This is a genomic window from Adlercreutzia agrestimuris (genome assembly GCF_943193125.1).
Classification (GTDB): Bacteria; Actinomycetota; Coriobacteriia; order Coriobacteriales; family Eggerthellaceae; genus Xiamenia; species Xiamenia agrestimuris.
Genome location: NZ_CALPCX010000001.1, coordinates 622,678 through 640,006, shown reverse-complemented (window position 1 = coordinate 640,006; position 17,329 = coordinate 622,678). Strand labels below are relative to the sequence as shown.

Genomic DNA, 17,329 nt, shown 5'->3' with positions numbered 1-17,329 from the left:
TCGTCATTCTTACGAAAGCGCTTCTGCAACTACTTCGCCAACATTCTTGCCAAATACCTCAATGTCGCACACTGCATTACCACCAATACGGTTGTTGCCATGAATGCCACCGGTTACTTCGCCAGCTGCATAAAGACCCGGAATGGGGTTACCGTTTTCATCAAGCGCCTCGTTTTTCACGTTAATGCGAATGCCGCCCATTGCATGATGAATGCCCGGTGCAACCTTGATGGCGTACATGTTGCCATCGGCAAAGGCAATGCAGCCTTCCGTGCGTCCGAACTCGTCTGTAGCGCCGTCGGTTGTGATTGCGTTATATGCCGCAACCGTTGATTGAAGCGCCGCCGGGTCAACCTCAATAGCTTCAGCAAGCGAAGCAATGTCGGAAGCTTGCTTTACGATGCCAGCAGAATCGTACTTCGCAATTGCCTTATTGTTGTCGTAAACCTGCTGGTCAAACACACACCAAGCAAAGCTGCCAGGTTGCTCAAGCTCTGCGGCCGACACCTTGTCGCGCGTGGACATCTCGTCGAAGAAACGATTGCCATCTGCGTTCACCAAGATTGCACCGCCGCCACGCACGCCTTCTGCTACCAGCGTGGACGTTTCCTGTTCGACGGTCGGATGAATCTGAATTTGGTCCATCTGGATGAGCTCAGCGCCCACATTTTCGGCCATGGTATAGCCATCGCCCGTTGCGCCAGGTTGATTGGTAGTTACATATCCTGCAAGGTCAGGACGATACTTCGTTACCATTTCCTGATTTGCTCCCATGCCGCCTGTTGCCAAAATAACAGCACGTGCGTTCAGGGTTTTGGTCTTGTTGTTCTCTTTAACAACTATGCCAGTAACTGCATCGCCATCTTTGACAAGCTCTGTTGCTTCGCAGTCCATACGAATGGGGATATTGCGATTGTTGATTGCGGCAACCAGACCAGGAACAAGCGTCAAGCCAACCGCGCTACCGTCGGTGGGACGATGGCAACGATGCACCGACATGCCGCCTGTCAGCGTAATGTTGTCAAGCGTGATGCCCAAATCATCAAGCCACTCAATTGCACCTGCTGAGTTGTCGCACATAAAAGCAACCAGCTCCGGATCACCTGTGTTGTGGCCGCCATCAAGAGTTTCTTGCGCGAAAAGGTCGTTGCTGTCTTCGATATTCTGATCTGCCTGGAACATAGTCTCAGAGGCATTCATGCCACTAGAAGAGAAGTTCGTGTTTCCGCCATATGCTGACATTTTCTCAAGCACCACAATATTGGTAAGGCCTTTATCATAAGCAGCAATTGCAGCAGACAAGCCTGCGCCACCCGTACCAACAATAACGGCATCGTAAGATTCAGCTGCATCGTCAGCTTCTTCTTGAGTATTCTGTGGCGCACATCCACTCAAGCCGCCCAAAACGCCAAGTGCTCCCAAAGCGCCGACTCCTGCCAAGAACGAACGACGCGATACCCCCGCAGAGCTTTTCTTGCTAATAGACTCATTCATCTTGGTGGTCATAACCATCCTCCTTGTTTGTATCTTTTGCGAGGAGCCCTCCTCTGAGCGTTCCTCATTTGCAGCCCTCCTGCTGCTGTGCGAAAGAATAGGTTTTGACTAAGATATTCCCTACGCCCACCAGGGGTGTATTTGCTCTACTCCACCCCACATAAACCCAGACACCCATAATGGATGTGACGACATCCCAATGCGGTATAATGATTGCTGAATCCCCAAATGATCAGGAAATACATCATGATTTCTCAAGCGCATATTACAAAGTCTTCGCCCGCGGGCAGCTTTATCTGCGGTGCGTGCTTGGTCTTCATGTTCTTAGGAGCTTGGACATGCGATGGCGCCATTCTTCTGTTAACCCAGGTTCCAAAGGACTATCTTGCGCTGCGATTGCTCAGTGTGCTTGCATATGTAATTGCGTTTGTTTTGCTTTTTTCGATGCGCAAACGGTTTATTGATGCGACGCAATACAGCTCTTGCGAAGCTGTATCACCTAATTTAAGTACGTCTAGATCAAACGCGCTCGGACTGAATTCATACGGTCAGCGCTTTTTCGCACGCTTTTTGGCGGTGGGTGCGGTTCTTCTGTTGTTGGGATGTGCGCTTCTTCTTGGCTTGCAGCCCAACGCACACAATGCGCTACCACTTACGTTTTTGTGTATCTTCCTCATAAAAGCCGTCGGTCCGGCTCTTTCAATCACCTTGTTGCTTCTTTTTGCCCACGCGCCTCAACGCAATGCCATCAAAGCAACGGCTTTGGCCTACACGGTTGCCTTTTTAGGCGAATGTTTGCTTGGCATCGTCTTTGAAACGCTCAATATCAACCTCGGATTAGTGCTTGTTCTTGGCGCGTTTTTACAATGCGGCGGTTGTATTTTGGCTGCACGTAGTTTGCACTGTATAGCACCACATGCGGCAGCCAAGGCACCAGACGCTGCGTCCTCCTCATTTGCTTCAGCGCTTTCACCTCTTGCTCAAAATGTGTTTAGCTTCGACAATTCACGTGGATCAATTATTAAAGCGCTGGTGTTTGTCGGAACTACCGCGTTAATGCTTGGGTTCATGAAATCTGGTGCATCATCAGGCAACGCCGTCAGCCTTACAGCTGCAATTATTGTGCTCATTGTTGTGAGCGCCATGGTCTTTTGTTTAGAGCATCTTGACATCCGCGCGCTATTTGCTTCGGCAATTATTTGCTTGTCAGCTGCGGTTTTGCTTGAACCCGTCATTGGTCTTATTGGTCCGCATATCGCAACCACACTTGCCGATACCGCAACCATTCTATTTGAGATTTTCATCTGGGTTATAGCTATCGCGCTTGTTCATGCGGCACAAAACGGTGCTTTTCGCGCCGCTTCGGTTCGTCTTGCAACTGTTATTGGTCACACGACTGGTGCGCTGCTTGCTGTTGGTGCAGGCGCGCTAAGTCTTATGTATGCTGATGCTACGCAGACAGCCTCTTTCTTACTTTTGTTCATCTACATCATCTTGCTGATTGTGATATCGCGCAATCCTGCAAGCCCCAATGCAAGCAGCATAGCTTCGCCCACCGCTTCAACGGACGATGCTTCCACGAGTGCCGCTACCCCAGACGCCGCTCCTTCTGCCCCAGCTACATCCCCAAGCCACGATCTTTCGTACTGGACAACACCGTGCGAAACCCTCGCTCGCGCACATGCTCTAACTCCGCGCGAAACCGAAGTGCTTATTCAGCTCGCACAAGGCAGAGATCTGGCATTTATGGAAAGCAAGTTTGTGATTTCGCGCAACACGATCAAAATGCATGTTCGCAACGTTTACGCAAAGCTGGGTGTTCACAGTAAGCAAGAAGTTATTGACCTGGTTGATCAAACGCGCACACGCTCTTAGGGCATTACGCGAAAACGCTGGGTACCCGATTCATCATCAATAAAACCAATCACCACGCGATAATCTCAAGATTCTCGTTATTGTTAGCTTAAACAATATAAAGATGCTAGAATCAGCAACGCCAAACCGTAGGCTTGTTTGCTTGCGAATAAAACCGCATATCCACGCTTAAACCCTAGCAAGAGGGCATCTTCTTATGGGTTTTGCGTGGATGCGCATCCTACGGTTTGGCGACTAAGGGAGATGCCCTCTTTCTATAAGATATGGGCTCCCTTTACATATTCGCATTTAGAAAACAGTAAGGGTGATGCACTATGTACTATTCCGACATGATGATTCAAATCACAATAATTTGCATGATTATTGGGTTAGTTCTTTGCGTGCTTTTTGGATACTTTACAGCTAAAATTGCAAGCAAAAAGGGCTATAGTTTCGGGGCGTTCTTTGCGCTTGGTTTCTTCTTAGAGCTTATTGGATTAATAATTGCTCTCGTGATGCCCGATAAAACAATCGCACCGACACCCCAAATCCAAACCGAAAGTGCGGATGACCTCATTAAATACAAATCTCTTTTGGATCAAGGTGTCATATCTCAAGAAGAATTTGATGCGAAAAAGAATCTAATTATGGGAGCCAACACCCAAACGCTTAGCAATCAAAATTGCTCTCAAAATGAAGCTCGAAGCATCCCTGATACGAAGGATAGTGAAACTTCATCGCTTCCTTCCAGCAATACCAATCCCAAAAGAGATACGAAGTTGCAGATTGCGCTTATTTCTTTGCTGGTTCTCGCTGGAATATTCGCTATCTGGAATTATTCCCAGGGCTTCCAATCATTCATGAAGGCTGCTGAACGCGGGTACCAGTTTGGCTTTTCTCCGACGTTTTGGATATGCCTTATTACTCTCCTTTGCTCCTTCGTTTTTATTATTGTTGGGATGACTTCAAACAAAAAGAACTTTGCTATTGTTGGAATGGCCTGCGCTTTTATTGGTGTTATTGTTCACTTGTTCTCTTCAATACAACTAATGATCGTAATAGGAGAACCTTTAATTGGCAACTTGCTGATAGCCTGTTTACCTTCTTTATGCTTAATAATTGCAGGTATCCTTTTATTGTTTGCTGCAAAAAAATCTACTCATCAATAGCATTCACTGGTGCCTGATTTAATGGAGCATGCGTTTCCCAAAATCCTGTTTGATTGAGGTTTGATTGTTGAGACAATTGCCCCATAAGACTAGAGCTGTTGTTGCATTATCTTAATACATTCCTTTTGAACTGGTGTTTTGTCGAAATTTGCCGAAACTGCGAACCATTTTCGTTTCAGCGCTGAACTAAAATTTGGCGGTTTTTGGCAAAGTGTGGCAGGGAATGCGGCCGATTAGGCGGTTTTTGAAGGAGCACCCACCTAATCGGCCGCATTTCCAGCCATTTTGGGGTCCAATCCGCCTAATCGAACACTTTTCCTGCCAAAGCTTGGTGAATTATTGCAAATTTTATCAATGATGAGCATCAACCGCGCACCAACTATTAGGTTGAGAGTCGACCCGGGGCGGGCCTCAACCGCGCACCGGTCGCAAACAGCAAAACAGCCGGTCACACTAAGCGACCGGCTGAAAATGTCCTTCGCAAAAACGCAAGAGAAGCGAAGCTGAAGCTCTATTGATCAATTCCCATTTCAAGCTTCATCTTGGCAAGCTCGTCTTCAACTCCCTGCATCTTATCCACTGAAGAATACTTATCCTCAAGTTGTACAACTGGATCTTTGCCGTTTTTGTCCAACTCAGCAATAGCATTAGCCTGGTCGAGCATTTGGTCAGCTTTTGCCTCCATGCGCTCAAATGCCTCACGTGAGCTTTCTGCTTTGCTTGCAGAGCCTGTAATTTCGTTCACCTTCGCCTGTGTTTTTGCTACAGAGGTCTTAGCCTTGATGGCTTCGCGACGTGCTTGAAGCTCCTGCACGTCAGACACCAGTTTGTCATGCATTTCCTGCATCTTGCGAGAATTCTCACGCGCTGCATCATAGGCTTGCTGCAAGCTTACGCCCTTTGCAACATATTCTTGCTTCTTTGTCAGGAAGGTGCGGGCGTCGTCTTCTTCGCCCGCTTGAAGAGCTGTGCGTGCAAGCTTATCGTATTTGGCAACTTCTTCGTTGTTTTCGTTAACCATACGCTGTGCACGTGCTTCTTCAGCCATAACACCTGCGGTTTCTTGCTTAACCTGTGCCAAGTCATCCTGGATATCGCGAAGATATTGATCAACCATTTTCTCGGGATCTTCGGCGCGATCAAGAAGTTCGTTGATGTTTGCTTTGATGATTGAGGTAAAACGTTCGAGCATTCCCATGGTGGTTCTCCTAACCTGTTATGAGTTTATTTATCAGCACTTTCGTACTTACTGGCCAGCTCTTCTACCTCCTTATCGCTAAATTTTTCTAGCGGCTGGTCTATAGCATCCAATATTTGTTTGCGTTGCTGTTCTTCAAGCGCTTGCTTTTTCTTCTTATTGCCGATTATAACAATCACACATATCACAGCGCCTGCCAGCAAGATTGCAATCACGTAACCAATTTTGCCGCTTCCTGCGCTATGTATTTCCATGATCTGATCAGCAGTCTCAGAGAAGGTATTGGAGAAGATCTGCTCTTCAGATAGGTCGTAATTGAGATAGTTCTTTTCCAAATTCTGCTCAAATATACCCAGAGCGTGCGCATCCATAACCGTGCGTGCCTGCGTGCCAAGGGCGTATGCACACACATAGGAGCCATCGCCCTGATCGCAAAAGACGAGAAGAAAATGACCCTCATCGCTAAAGAGCTCATCATAGGCCTCTTGAGCATACGCTGCTATCCGATTGCCATCGCCCGATTCACCATTAGGCAAAATGATGACGTAAGGCTGCACGCCCGTCTTGTCATAAAAATGGCGAAGCCCGTTCTCTAACGTGGCTTTCTGGTGAATCAAATCTCCGTCAAGATCCTCATAGTAGCCCGTCTCGGTAACCACACCTGGTGCAAGTGGTGTGCGCTCGATAGTGTTTTGATCTGCATCGGAGCTTACTGCGCCAAACAGGCCGAAAAGAGCCACCGCTAGCACCACAATTGCAACAATCAAAACGATGCGCATCGTCTTTGACATGCCGCCTTGCGGCTTAAATGGAACAGGCCCATTTGAGTTATTCGACGAAGCTGCCGGGTTGCGTGGCGGAACACCGCCAGAAGAAGCGCCATCAGGCGTTTGTGTCTCTGTCGAAGAAGATGTAACTGCTTGCGTCGGAGATTGAGAAACCGTTGGAGGTGGCGGAATGACCTGCTGAGGCTGAGAATTACGTTGCGAAAAGTTCATCAAAAATGGCAAGAATGGCAAAAACGAAAAACCACCACCTGTGTGACGGTGGCCACCTGAATAGCCGTCACCAAAGGGGTCGTCGTCAAAAGCGCCGCCTCCAAACGGATTGCTTCCGGCGCCGCGATTACTTCGACCACCGCTTCTGCCCGATCCGCTTGAAAACAGACCTCTACCACCGCCAGAGAAGCTGCCGCCACTGCGACCGCCGCCTGAAAAGCTGCCGCCTCCGCGACCACCACTACGTCCGCCGCCTGATCCACCTGATCTACCCATGCGAAGCTCCCATCGCTGTTATGTGGCGTACTTTTGCTCCAACTGCTCTAGTTGAAGTGATTTACCCTCATTCAAAAGAGAGAGGGCGTGCGCCTTATCTATGAGGCTTGTCGTCTCGTCATCTATCTGCTGAAACGCGTCTAATGCAGCACGAGCACTTTGACTCTGTTCGTCTGCTGCGCCATGAGCTTGCGTGCGCACATTCGCCTCAAGCAACTTCAGCAGCAAATCCTCTTTGCGGTCTTTGAGCGCTTCAATATGTTCAACAATGTTGTCGTACAAATCGCTCATTGCATCTGAAGCTTTTTGCGCCTCTTGAAAATCTTGATCAAGCTCTTCGCGCTGTGTTTCAAGCTCTTGCTTTTTCGCTACAAAAACACGCGCATCGTCTTCATTGCCCGCCGCCAGCGCCTTCTTTGCCAAGTTCTCAAAACGCTCAATCTGAGCGGCATTTTCCTGACACTCACGCTTGCGAGCCTGCGTCAACGCAAGCGCTGTTTCGGTATCCTGGCGAATACTCTGCAACGTGGTATAAAGGCTCACCAAATAGTTATCTACGACAACTTTTGGGTCGTCTTCCTGATCGAGCAATTGCTTGAACGTTGGCGCTTTATGCGCGGTATCTTTACCAAAAAATGCCACAGGGCATCATCTACCTTAAAGCTGCCACCTTAAGCAGCTGAACAGGGAATATTTGCTTACGCGTACTGCTCCACCAGCTCACTTAAGACCGACGAAAGTGAAAGGCCTGCTGCCTTACACGCCAACGGGAAGAGCGAGTTTTCTGCCATACCCGGAGAGATGTTCACCTCAAACACACGTGCTTGTGCGCCATCCCAAATCAAGTCAATGCGTGCCAAGTCTTTAACGTTATAGGCGCGATATACCTCAAGCGCCGCACGCTCAATTTCAGCGCGAATACCCTCAGCGGTTGACGGGTCATCGGAAAGCGATTCCAAGCGAACAGGGGCAACATATTCCACCATGCCAGGCTTCATGCGTGCATCGGTGTCATACATGTCAGATTTCTTCACGATCTCAACCGGCGGCAGCGCGTATGCATCCCAGCCGGTTCCTAAAACAGAAACCGCAATTTCAACACCCTCAACCCACTGCTCAATAACCACTGCACTATCATACGAAAGCGCATCAAGAACGGCTTCGCCCAACTCATCTGCGCTGTCCACGCGATGCACACCCAATGCAGATCCACCATGAGCAGGCTTTACGCATACAGGAAAGCCGCCAATAACGCGCTCGGGCACCAAATCAAGTGCGGTTGCTGCGCCCATGTTTTTGAACGCGTCACGCGCCAGATAAATACCCTGAGGCCATGAGGCAATGGGCGCTTCACCGGTAATTGCGCGATACGTTGCCATCTCGGAATGCATTGAGTCTTTGTTCCATGCACGCTGGCAAACAGAACCGGGCGAACCCACAAAAGGAATGTCCAAAAACTCAAGTAAGCTTTGAATAGTGCCATCTTCGCCATGTTTGCCATGCAAAGCGCTGTAGCACACATCGGGTCGCTCAGAGCGAAGGGTCGGGACAAGGTCTGCGGTGGTGTCCAAAGGAACAACCTTATGACCTGCCTCTTCAAGTGCGGCGCACACGTTTTTACCACTTGCTAACGAGAACTCGCGCTCATATGACGCGCCACCCATCAATACGGCAACCTTCAGTCCCATTCGGTTTTCCTTTCAAACGAGCTACTCGGTCACAGGCTCGTCTTCGCCAGACGAAACCGCGCCAGCAGCAATAAATGCGCGATACAACTCCATACGGTCTTGAATAACATTGGCTAGACGACGAATTGCTTCGCGAATATTTTCAGGTGATTCATAGCTAAAGTTAATGCGCATAGAGCTTTTGCCACCACTTGCAGCCGGATAAAAGCTGTCTCCCGGCACAAAGGTTACGCCTGCTTCAAGCGCTTCGTTGAGCAGCTGACCAGTATCGAAATAGTCAGGCAGCGTCACCCACACGAAAAAGCCACCCTCGGGGTGTGTCCATGTTGCCTCGGGCGGGAAAAACTCTTCAAGCGCCGCAAGCATAGCGTCTCGACGAACGCGGTAAGTCTCAACGAATTTCTGCAGCGTTTTTTGCCACGGCGTATCGGTAAAGTAGTGCTCCACGACTACCTGGTCAAACGAACTTCCGCATAAATCTGTTCCTTGCTTGACCAGATTAACGCGCTTAAGAACGTCAGCCGGCGCTGCAATCCAACCAGTGCGCAGGCCTGGCGCAAAAACCTTTGAGACGGTTCCCAAATAAATAACCTGGTCATCCATGGCTTTAAGCGGAACCATATGGCCACCGTCATAGCGTAGGCGTCCATAAGGATCATCCTCAACCACCATGAACCCATATTCATGAGCAAGCTCCAACAAGCGCTGACGACGCTCATGTGACAGCGTTACGCCACCAGGGTTTTGGAAGTTCGGAATGGTGTAGAGAAACTTCAGGCGCGGATTGTCCTTGCCAATCTTTTCCAGCTCCGCCTCAAGCAGATCCATTCGCATGCCGTTTTCATCAAAAGAAATGCAACGAACGTCTGGCTCATACGCCGAAAATGCTTGAAGTGCACCCAAATATGTTGGGCCTTCGGCCAGAATAATATCGCCAGGATCAATGAAAGCCTTCGTCAGGAGGTCAAGCGCCTCTTGCGCGCCTGACGTGATGAGGATCTGTTCAGGTTTTACGCGAATTCCAATATCGCGCATCATGTCACAGAAAACCTGGCGCGTTTCTTTACGTCCGTTGGTGCCGCCATACTGAAGTGCAACCGCCCGATCATCGTTGCACGCGGCGCGAACTGCCAGCTCAATTGAGCTTTTTGGCAAAAGTGATACGTCGGGCATGCCACCGGAAAGCGAGATTACATCTGAGCGCGTTGCAGCCGCAAACAAATCACGGACTGCCGATGAACGCATCTTTTTAACGCGCGTGGCAATCTTGTCTTCGGTGGTGTCGAATATGAGATGTGCTGTAGTCATTTCGATAGCATACCATGACCCAAACATCGAATGAGGGTTTTGCATACAAATAGTATGCGAAGTGACATTTTTTGGATTATTAGTTGCTCACAGCTTCAAAAACGTGCCGGTAACGTTGCCCATGTTGCCACCGCGTACCGTGGTTTAACTTCTGGCAGACTCACTTGTTTCTGCTTGTAAAAGATCGTTCAAAAAATCAGTTGCCTGGCGAAACGCAGCCAGAGCAACAAGATCGTCGGCAAAACTTACCTGAACACGCGCAACACCTGCGGCTTTATTGATCCACTCCGTCGTACCAACAAAGGTGTCTTTGTGCTGGGAAACGTCTATCCCCTGTTGAGCTGCTTGCTCTAATGCCTGCTGAGTCATGCGCACCTGCGCGTCAATCACCATATGCTCAAGCACATGGGCAAGCGACGTGTGGTTCATGACATCGGCAAATCGTTCGCCATACTCATTGACGCATGCATGATCGGCGATATGGGGGTACTTCGCAAGAATCTGGCGAATCAGCTCTGGGGAAGACATGCGCGGCACGTCGGGGGCAAACTGCACTTCAGCTTGTATGCGGCTTGCATAGACCGTCAAGCTTGACAGCGAAAGAGGAGCTGCTGTGTTATGCGGCGGCACTCTCGCCACCTTCGTCCGGGGTTACGCCTGGATCCACATACTGGTCTGCGCCCACATCTTCAGCGCCGCCATCACCATCAGCTGCACCTGTGCCTTCGTCCACGAAGGCTTCGTCTGGCTCAAGACCGCCATCATCGGTTGGTCTTGTTGGCAGCACGCCCCCATTAGCTCCTTCGCGAGAAAGCAACGTAACGCCCGCCTGCGGCTCTCGCTTAAGCGGAGACTGCCCGAGCACGCTTCGTTTGAGCTGCTCGGCGTCGTATGACACATCATCAAGCAAGGTTGAAAGGGCGCTGTAGGTGTCGCCATCAGTAATCATGAGCTGCTGGCGATCTTCACTAAACCAATACCGGCCACTCCCCTTCATGCTGCCAAAGGTGTAAGTAATAGTCTTGGCAACAGGGTCAATCGTATAATCATATGCCACATCATCAGCAATGCGAATGGTTGTGTCATCAATAACTACGAGACTTGTCGTGTCATTTGCAAGCCAGTTGCCCAGAAAGTCCTGCGCGTCGTCATAACGCCACCAGCGATTCCACGCAAACAAGCCCACCGCCAATGCAATAACCAGCACAAACGCGCCAACAACCCATGGCCACTTGCGTCTACGACGCAGCGGTTTAGTGGGCTTCGCCGGCAAAACACGTTTCGTGGTAGGTGAAGCAGCGCCTGAGTGTGCTTGCCTGGCAGACGCCGTTGGCATGGGACGCATGGGGGGAACCGGTTGCGCCGGCGCAGGCGCGGGCGTGGGTTGAGCGGGTGTCGCGGGCACAGGTTGCGTTGGCTGCGCGGGCCTCATTGGCGCCGGCGCGCCCTTCGCTGGCGCGCCCTTCGCCGACTTCGCAGCTGCAGCCTTCGCAGCTGCAGGCTTCGCCTTTGCCGACAAACGCGCAGACTTTTGAGCGCCTCGGGAAGAGGCGCCCGTTGTTTTTTTCGATTGTGTGGTTGATGCTTTTCGCTTCGTGACCACGACGAATTGACTCCTTATGAAGCTCGGACTTCACCGGCTATTCGTGGCGTTTGTTTTCGCCTGCTTCGCCTTACTCTGCGGTGATGACCTCTACGCCGCCCATGTAGGGTACCAATACTTCAGGCACTTTAATGGATCCGTCAGGCTGCTGATAGTTTTCCATGATGGCTGCCATGGTGCGACCAACCGCCAAACCTGAACCGTTGAGCGTATGCAAGTAACGCGAACCTTTGAAATTCTCCGGATCGCGATATTTGATATTAGCGCGACGCGCCTGGAAATCGGTGCAGTTCGAGCACGAAGAAATCTCTTTGTAATTATTGTAGCTTGGCAGCCAAACCTCCAGGTCATAGGTCTTTGCTGCCGAGAATCCAATGTCACCCGTGCACAGCGAAATGACGCGATACGGCAAACCGAGCAATTGCAAAATATTCTCAGCGTCCTCTACCATGGACTCTAAGTCGTCATAGCTTTCCTCAGGCTTTGCATACTTCACCATTTCAACCTTGTCGAACTGATGCACGCGAATCAAACCACGTGTATCACGACCGGCTGAGCCTGCTTCTTCGCGGAAGCACGGCGTGAACGCGCAGTACTTAAGTGGCAACTGCTCAGCGTCTAGCACCTCGCCTGAATGGATGTTAGTCAGCTGAACCTCAGCAGTTGGAATGAGATAGAGACCTTCGCGCGTCTTGAACAGATCGTCCTCAAACTTTGGCAATTGACCAGTTCCCGTAAGCGTTTCTGCATTTGCCATTGCCGGGCACCACCACTCTTTATAGCCACGCGATGTGTGCGTATCAGCCATAAAGTTAATGAGGGCGCGCTCTAAACGAGCGCCCTGTCCGCCAAGCAGAATAAAGCGGCTTGCAGCCAGTTTAACTGCGCGCTCAAAGTCAATCATGCCCAAAGCCGGACCTAAATCCCAGTGTGCCTGCGGCTCAAACCCTTCCGCAGCAAAATCTCGCGGAGTTCCCCAGCGGCGAACCTCGGGATTATCATTCTCATCAGCGCCAACCGGCGTTGTATCAGCAGGCATGTTCGGCGTTGTTAAAAGTATCTGGTTCAATTCCGCCTCAACCGCATCGCGCTCAGCGCCAAATGTTGCAATTTCTTCATTGATGGCACGCACGCGCTCTTTTGCCGCTTCGGCCTCAGCTTGCTTGCCTTCTGCCATCATCTTGCCAATTGACTTCGACGCCGCATTGCGCTCAGCCTGCAATGACTCCTCTTTCGCAATGACCGCACGTCGTTTCTCGTCAAGCTCGTTAAAACGTGCTGCGTCCCATGAGGCGTTCCTGTTTTTCATAGCCTGTGCAACGGCCTCTTGGTTTTCGCGAACAAAGCGGATATCAAGCATGATGAGCTCCTTCTTGTGACACATGGGCACATCGGCCGCATGGTTGTCGAAAGCAAATTAGTAGTCTGACCAGTATAGCGCACCAAATCAAACAGACGACACCAAACCACGCAGTTAAACACCAGGTTTACCCGAAAGATGCCGCATAAGTTATATCCATCCGCGCCAAACTTTCACTCATGCAAGCGCTCACTGCAGTTTGAGTTTCTCGTGTAACTCTTTTCTGCAAAACTGCTGGCAACAAATCAGCGCAAAAAACTGCGCGATTTTTCTTCCTTCATTCCTCAACTCCGCTCGTCATAGTATACTTTCTAGGTTATACGTCTTTTGAAACCTAATCCCTGATGAATAGTTACAGGGAAGATATTGAGGTAAGACATGGATTTTGCATCTCTCTATCATTTTTTATTTGAAACCTATGCTGGCATTGGTTGTTTAGTAGGCGCTGGCTTACTTCTCAGTTTAATTGCCTGCGTTATCATGGAGCGCCGCACGCGCAAGACCTATGTTGACCGCGAGCCCACCGAAGACGATTGGTCCTTTTTTGATGATGACGACGAAGAGGACGAGGATTAGTTATGAATGAATTATTGAGCGAAGAGGCAGCAAAGAGCTCAGTACTTTACCAGCGCGATGGCGCCTACATTCCGCGCGTAGGAGCTGTGCATGACTTGTGTGGTTATGGCAAGTGCTCGCTCGGCGTTGCTATTCCGGTTTTGTCGGCTGCTGGCTGCGATGTCTGCCCTGTTCCAACTGGTCTTTTTTCCTCACACACAGCATTTCCTGGCTGGTATATGCATGACACTACCGACATGATCAAGGACTACTTGGCTGCATGGAGCGGTATTGGCGTTGAGCTTGATGCAATTTACTCGGGCTTCTTGGGTGCCCCTGAACAAGTTGATCGCATCCGCGATTTATACGAAATGTATCCAAACGCACTGCGCGTAGTTGACCCCGTTATGGCTGATCACGGCAAAGTCTATCCCACTTACACACCTGAATTATGCGCAGCCATGGCAGAGCTTGCCGCCGGTGCCGACATCCTCACGCCAAACCTCACCGAGGCCGCCATTATTCTTGGCGAACCTATTGGTGAAAACTGGGGTGGCACGAACATCTCAGATGAAGAAGCAACGCGCATCTTAGAAGCTTTAGTAGCAAAAGGTGCCAAGCACGTCGTTTTGAAAGGCATTCGTCGAGAAGGCGAAGACGTGGTGCGCAATTTTGTTGGCGGCGTTGATTGCCCTGTTGTTGAAGTTCACAATGAGTATCTCCCCTACATGCTCCATGGCACCGGAGACCTCTATGCTTCTTGCTTATTAGCTGCAATTATGTGTGGACGCACACTGGTAGAAGCTGCACAATTCGCGGGCGAATTTGTGCGCGACGCCATGGTTGTGTCAGCTCAGCAGCCTGAGTTTGAAGCGCGTGGCGTCAGCTTTGAGCCATTGCTTGGTCGCGTTTGCAACCTACTCTAAAACCCATAGGGCGGATCTTTTTGAGGATCCTGTTCTTTACACACCGCAGGGTAGCACGCAAATAATGCATGCTACCCTGCTTTTTTGTACGTAGCTCTCTTACAGCTCAAAGCCCAATGAATCTAATACGTATTTGGGAACCATGAAGCGTACGGTTTTTTCGGGATCTACCATCTGACAAACCTGCACATCTGCAACGAGCGAAAGAAGCATGATGGCCTCATCTGCTCCCATATCACAGCGGTCACACAACAGATCAACCATCTCATTAACCGCACGCTCAGCTGCTGCATCCAAAGACTCAGCTGAAGCAATGACACCAAAATGGGTTGCGGTCTCAATAAGAGGATCGGGCACACTCAACTCAGGCAACGCCGTAAATGTCACGGTAGCCCAACCAGCAACCTCAGCACCCGAAACGCTTACTTCGCCATCTCCCATAACTGCATGCATGTCTCCGCAGCCAAACAGCGCACCATCTACTGCAACGGGGAAATAAAGCGTAGCTCCCACGCCAATAGCCGTGTTGTCCATGTTTCCACCATGGCTACCCGGGGTTCCGCAATTGACCGCGTCGCCTGCAGGTGCCACACCGATAACACCAATCATGGGATTGAGCGGGATAGAAAGCTTGTCGTTCCAGATGAGTTTGTCGCCTTCAATGGCGCACAAGTGCGTGCTCCACTCATTGAAACGCGCACCGCATACGCCCTCATCAGCGCCAGTACATGATGCAGTCTGAGCATCAAGTTCAATCTCATCAATATGCACCGCCAGCGTGCCTCCCGCAACAGCCCCTTCAACAAAAATCGGACCCGTGGCAGGGTTGATGGCATCCCAGTCAATACTATCAAGCTCATCTTCGGGGCTCTGAACTTGATTGCCAAAACAGTCCTTCGTGCGAATGCGCACCGTCTCTCCCGACGGAACCACAAGCGCAGGTTCTAGTTGTTTGTCGAAAGCAAAAAATGTTGTTGCGTCATTGAGTTCAATCATCCTCAAACTCCTCTTCATCAGACCAATAAGCCTTATCAAATTCGGCCGCTTCTTCTTCATACTGCGGCTCTAAGGTCAACACACATGCAACAAGCATAAGCAAAATGCTTACCAAAAGCGATACCCACTGCATGATGGCGGGGCTTGATGAACGTAAGGTATCGGTAGCCGAAACCAAACAAAGCACCGTACCTCCTACCAGCACAGACAAAAACGCAAATGCACGTGTTGGACGCAGCCGAATGAGCGATACCAACCCACTTACACCAATCCAACCAGCGCATCCACACCAAAAGCTAGGCGAAACCAAAAACGCACTAAACGATTGTTGGATATCAGGCGCAACCGCTCCTTGCACGAGCGCAAGCGCATTCCAACCATACAATGGATTTGCTCCATCTGTAGTGAGCGACGCCAAAATGGCCATCACAAATACCGAATATGCCGTGGTCACAAGCGCACGAACCGGTCGCAGCATATAGCCACTCACGAGCGGCGCAACAGGCGCAAGTCCAAGAGCACCCGACAGCGGTGCCGCTAAAAGTACCTGAGCTGCACAACCGCGCATCTGACCCACGAAATACCACCACAACCCAGAGAGCACAATGGCCACTATGCCAAGTGCTGGCGCTCCATGAGCAATAAGCCCTGCACCTAAAAAGATGCTTGATGCTAAAAATCCCACATGGCCTTTCAAGGCCCCCAGCACCAAAAAGGCCACCACACACACCCAAAAAAGCGGATTGAGCAACCCCGCTGTGGGCGTAATAAGCGATGCAGCAGCCGCTCCCACAAGCGCTGATCCAGCCGCACTACACGCCCGTCCCGCCACAGCAATCTGAGTATCTGTAATGCGATAACGAAGCGGAATATGCGGGTAAACCTCTTGCGGCTCTTCTTCGCATTCTGTTTGAGGGTTCTTTGCGTCTTCCACAAGACGTGCGAGATCTTTTGTTCCCTGCTTTACGCGTCCCAAATGCGGCATGAGCGCCTTGGCGAATTCGTCCACCGAATCAAAGCGTTGCTCCCGATCAGGATCAAGAGCGCAGAACAAAATCTCATCAACCTCAGGCGACAAATCATCCCAACAAAGCGATGGAAGCACGAGCTCAGCATCTTCTATAGCAGACTCCGCCCGTTTAAGGTCTGGCGCAAAAAAGGGATTGTGGCCCACCAACATCCAATACACCACCGAGGCAAGCGCCCATTCATCACAGCGCTCATCCAGGTTTTCCTGGCGCATTTGCTCAAGAGGCATATACCCAATGGTGCCACCCCCTGCTGTGCCATATCCCGTTGCATCGGCAAGAGTAGCTAGACCAAAGTCAGTTACCTTGACCTGGCCTTTTTCGTTAATTAGCACGTTGTCGGGCTTGATATCAAGATGAAGCACTTGATTTGCATGCGCCATTTCCAACGCGTGCGAAATAGCCGCGAATACCGCAGCCACAATGTCTAAAGTAAGCTGATCATCATAGGCGCCCAAAAGTTGTGTGAGCGTGAGGCCTTCCACATATTCCATGATGAGATAGGCAGTGGTTCCCTGAATCTCAAAATCATAGACTGCCACAATATTGGCATCGGTAAGCATTGCGGCAGTGCGCGCTTCATCCAATCCTGGCACATGCGACAAAAACCTTACGAGCGTTTCTTCGTCATTGGTCTCAGGCGCACCCGCACCTTCACCGCTCTCATACACCTGCGGCGCAGCAGCCCCCGGAAGCGCCGCACGCGCAGCATCAATCTCAGAAAGCTCAATGCATTTAATGGCAACCTTGCGCTGAATGCGCGTATCCCATGCTACCTGCACGGTGCCAAAACCGCCCGAACCTGCTCGCGAAAGCGGCTTGTAGCGATTCAAGATGAGATGTTCAGAATGTGTCATAGCGCCTATTATACCGAGT

Annotated in this window: 15 protein-coding genes; 4 read left to right on the top strand and 11 right to left on the bottom strand. The window is 50.4% G+C overall.

Going from position 1 to position 17,329, the window contains the following annotated elements:
- Positions 1–9 precede the first annotated feature (9 nt).
- Entirely contained in the window at positions 10–1,506 is a 1,497-nt protein-coding gene (locus tag NFR28_RS02465) for a flavocytochrome c (protein ID WP_251178245.1), read from the bottom strand.
- 234 nt (positions 1,507–1,740) lie between these two features.
- Between NFR28_RS02465 and NFR28_RS02460 the strand changes: the two genes are divergently transcribed.
- Both NFR28_RS02460 and NFR28_RS02455 read left to right on the top strand, forming a co-directional pair.
- Positions 1,741–3,369, top strand: a complete 1,629-nt coding sequence (locus NFR28_RS02460; protein WP_251178244.1) for a helix-turn-helix transcriptional regulator — start codon at positions 1,741–1,743, stop codon at positions 3,367–3,369.
- Positions 3,370–3,683: 314 nt separating this feature from the next.
- Positions 3,684–4,517, top strand: coding sequence for an SHOCT domain-containing protein (locus tag NFR28_RS02455; RefSeq protein ID WP_251178243.1), 834 nt, complete (start codon positions 3,684–3,686; stop codon positions 4,515–4,517).
- A gap of 511 nt (positions 4,518–5,028) precedes the next feature.
- Here NFR28_RS02455 and NFR28_RS02450 read toward each other — a convergent pair.
- The 8 genes from NFR28_RS02450 to serS all read right to left on the bottom strand — a co-directional run bounded on the left by NFR28_RS02450 (position 5,029) and on the right by serS (position 12,948).
- Positions 5,029–5,715 carry a PspA/IM30 family protein gene (locus tag NFR28_RS02450; protein WP_251178242.1) on the bottom strand — a complete coding sequence of 229 codons (687 nt, stop codon included), beginning with the start codon at positions 5,713–5,715 and terminating at the stop codon, positions 5,029–5,031.
- 26 nt (positions 5,716–5,741) lie between these two features.
- Complete coding sequence (locus NFR28_RS02445; protein WP_251178241.1) at positions 5,742–6,989, bottom strand: hypothetical protein; 1,248 nt, start codon at positions 6,987–6,989, stop codon at positions 5,742–5,744.
- A gap of 18 nt (positions 6,990–7,007) precedes the next feature.
- Positions 7,008–7,631, bottom strand: a complete 624-nt coding sequence (locus NFR28_RS02440) for a PspA/IM30 family protein (protein WP_251178240.1) — start codon at positions 7,629–7,631, stop codon at positions 7,008–7,010.
- A 56-nt stretch (positions 7,632–7,687) separates the two neighbouring features.
- On the bottom strand, positions 7,688–8,677 hold the full coding sequence (locus NFR28_RS02435) for a D-alanine--D-alanine ligase family protein (RefSeq protein ID WP_251178239.1): 990 nt from the start codon (positions 8,675–8,677) through the stop codon (positions 7,688–7,690).
- Positions 8,678–8,698: 21 nt separating this feature from the next.
- Positions 8,699–9,985, bottom strand: coding sequence for an aminotransferase-like domain-containing protein (locus NFR28_RS02430; RefSeq protein WP_251178238.1), 1,287 nt, complete (start codon positions 9,983–9,985; stop codon positions 8,699–8,701).
- A 144-nt stretch (positions 9,986–10,129) separates the two neighbouring features.
- A complete protein-coding gene (locus NFR28_RS02425; RefSeq protein ID WP_251178237.1) occupies positions 10,130–10,615 on the bottom strand; it encodes a cyanophycin synthetase family protein in 486 nt (161 codons plus the stop codon).
- Entirely contained in the window at positions 10,602–11,588 is a 987-nt protein-coding gene (locus NFR28_RS02420; protein ID WP_251178236.1) for a hypothetical protein, read from the bottom strand. Before NFR28_RS02420 ends, NFR28_RS02425 begins: the two co-directional genes overlap by 14 nt.
- Positions 11,589–11,658: 70 nt before the next feature.
- Positions 11,659–12,948: a serine--tRNA ligase gene (serS, locus tag NFR28_RS02415; protein WP_251178235.1), complete on the bottom strand. Its 1,290-nt coding sequence runs from the start codon at positions 12,946–12,948 to the stop codon at positions 11,659–11,661.
- 378 nt (positions 12,949–13,326) lie between these two features.
- Here serS and NFR28_RS02410 point away from each other — a divergent pair, with 378 nt between their 5' ends.
- Positions 13,327–13,524 carry a DUF6724 family protein gene (locus NFR28_RS02410; protein ID WP_251178234.1) on the top strand — a complete coding sequence of 66 codons (198 nt, stop codon included), beginning with the start codon at positions 13,327–13,329 and terminating at the stop codon, positions 13,522–13,524.
- Positions 13,525–13,526: 2 nt separating this feature from the next.
- A complete protein-coding gene (locus tag NFR28_RS02405) occupies positions 13,527–14,429 on the top strand; it encodes a PfkB family carbohydrate kinase (protein ID WP_251178233.1) in 903 nt (300 codons plus the stop codon).
- Positions 14,430–14,528: 99 nt separating this feature from the next.
- Here the strand turns inward: NFR28_RS02405 and NFR28_RS02400 are convergent, their stop codons facing one another.
- Both NFR28_RS02400 and NFR28_RS02395 read right to left on the bottom strand, forming a co-directional pair.
- Positions 14,529–15,425 (bottom strand): acetamidase/formamidase family protein, encoded by an 897-nt coding sequence (locus tag NFR28_RS02400; RefSeq protein ID WP_251178232.1) that lies wholly within the window; start codon positions 15,423–15,425, stop codon positions 14,529–14,531.
- Positions 15,418–17,310 carry a serine/threonine-protein kinase gene (locus tag NFR28_RS02395; RefSeq protein ID WP_251178231.1) on the bottom strand — a complete coding sequence of 631 codons (1,893 nt, stop codon included), beginning with the start codon at positions 17,308–17,310 and terminating at the stop codon, positions 15,418–15,420. Before NFR28_RS02395 ends, NFR28_RS02400 begins: the two co-directional genes overlap by 8 nt.
- Between the last annotated feature and the right edge of the window lie 19 nt (positions 17,311–17,329).

What these genes read in the sequence shown, in the direction of transcription:
- NFR28_RS02465 (WP_251178245.1), bottom strand. Translation starts at nt 1,506, where the DNA reads ATGACCACCAAGATGAATGAGTCTATTAGCAAGAAAAGCTCTGCGGGG.
- NFR28_RS02460 (WP_251178244.1), top strand. Translation starts at nt 1,741, where the DNA reads ATGATTTCTCAAGCGCATATTACAAAGTCTTCGCCCGCGGGCAGCTTT.
- NFR28_RS02455 (WP_251178243.1), top strand. Translation starts at nt 3,684, where the DNA reads ATGTACTATTCCGACATGATGATTCAAATCACAATAATTTGCATGATT.
- NFR28_RS02450 (WP_251178242.1), bottom strand. Translation starts at nt 5,715, where the DNA reads ATGGGAATGCTCGAACGTTTTACCTCAATCATCAAAGCAAACATCAAC.
- NFR28_RS02445 (WP_251178241.1), bottom strand. Translation starts at nt 6,989, where the DNA reads ATGGGTAGATCAGGTGGATCAGGCGGCGGACGTAGTGGTGGTCGCGGA.
- NFR28_RS02435 (WP_251178239.1), bottom strand. Translation starts at nt 8,677, where the DNA reads ATGGGACTGAAGGTTGCCGTATTGATGGGTGGCGCGTCATATGAGCGC.
- NFR28_RS02430 (WP_251178238.1), bottom strand. Translation starts at nt 9,985, where the DNA reads ATGACTACAGCACATCTCATATTCGACACCACCGAAGACAAGATTGCC.
- serS (WP_251178235.1), bottom strand. Translation starts at nt 12,948, where the DNA reads ATGCTTGATATCCGCTTTGTTCGCGAAAACCAAGAGGCCGTTGCACAG.
- NFR28_RS02410 (WP_251178234.1), top strand. Translation starts at nt 13,327, where the DNA reads ATGGATTTTGCATCTCTCTATCATTTTTTATTTGAAACCTATGCTGGC.
- NFR28_RS02405 (WP_251178233.1), top strand. Translation starts at nt 13,527, where the DNA reads ATGAATGAATTATTGAGCGAAGAGGCAGCAAAGAGCTCAGTACTTTAC.
- NFR28_RS02400 (WP_251178232.1), bottom strand. Translation starts at nt 15,425, where the DNA reads ATGATTGAACTCAATGACGCAACAACATTTTTTGCTTTCGACAAACAA.
- NFR28_RS02395 (WP_251178231.1), bottom strand. Translation starts at nt 17,310, where the DNA reads ATGACACATTCTGAACATCTCATCTTGAATCGCTACAAGCCGCTTTCG.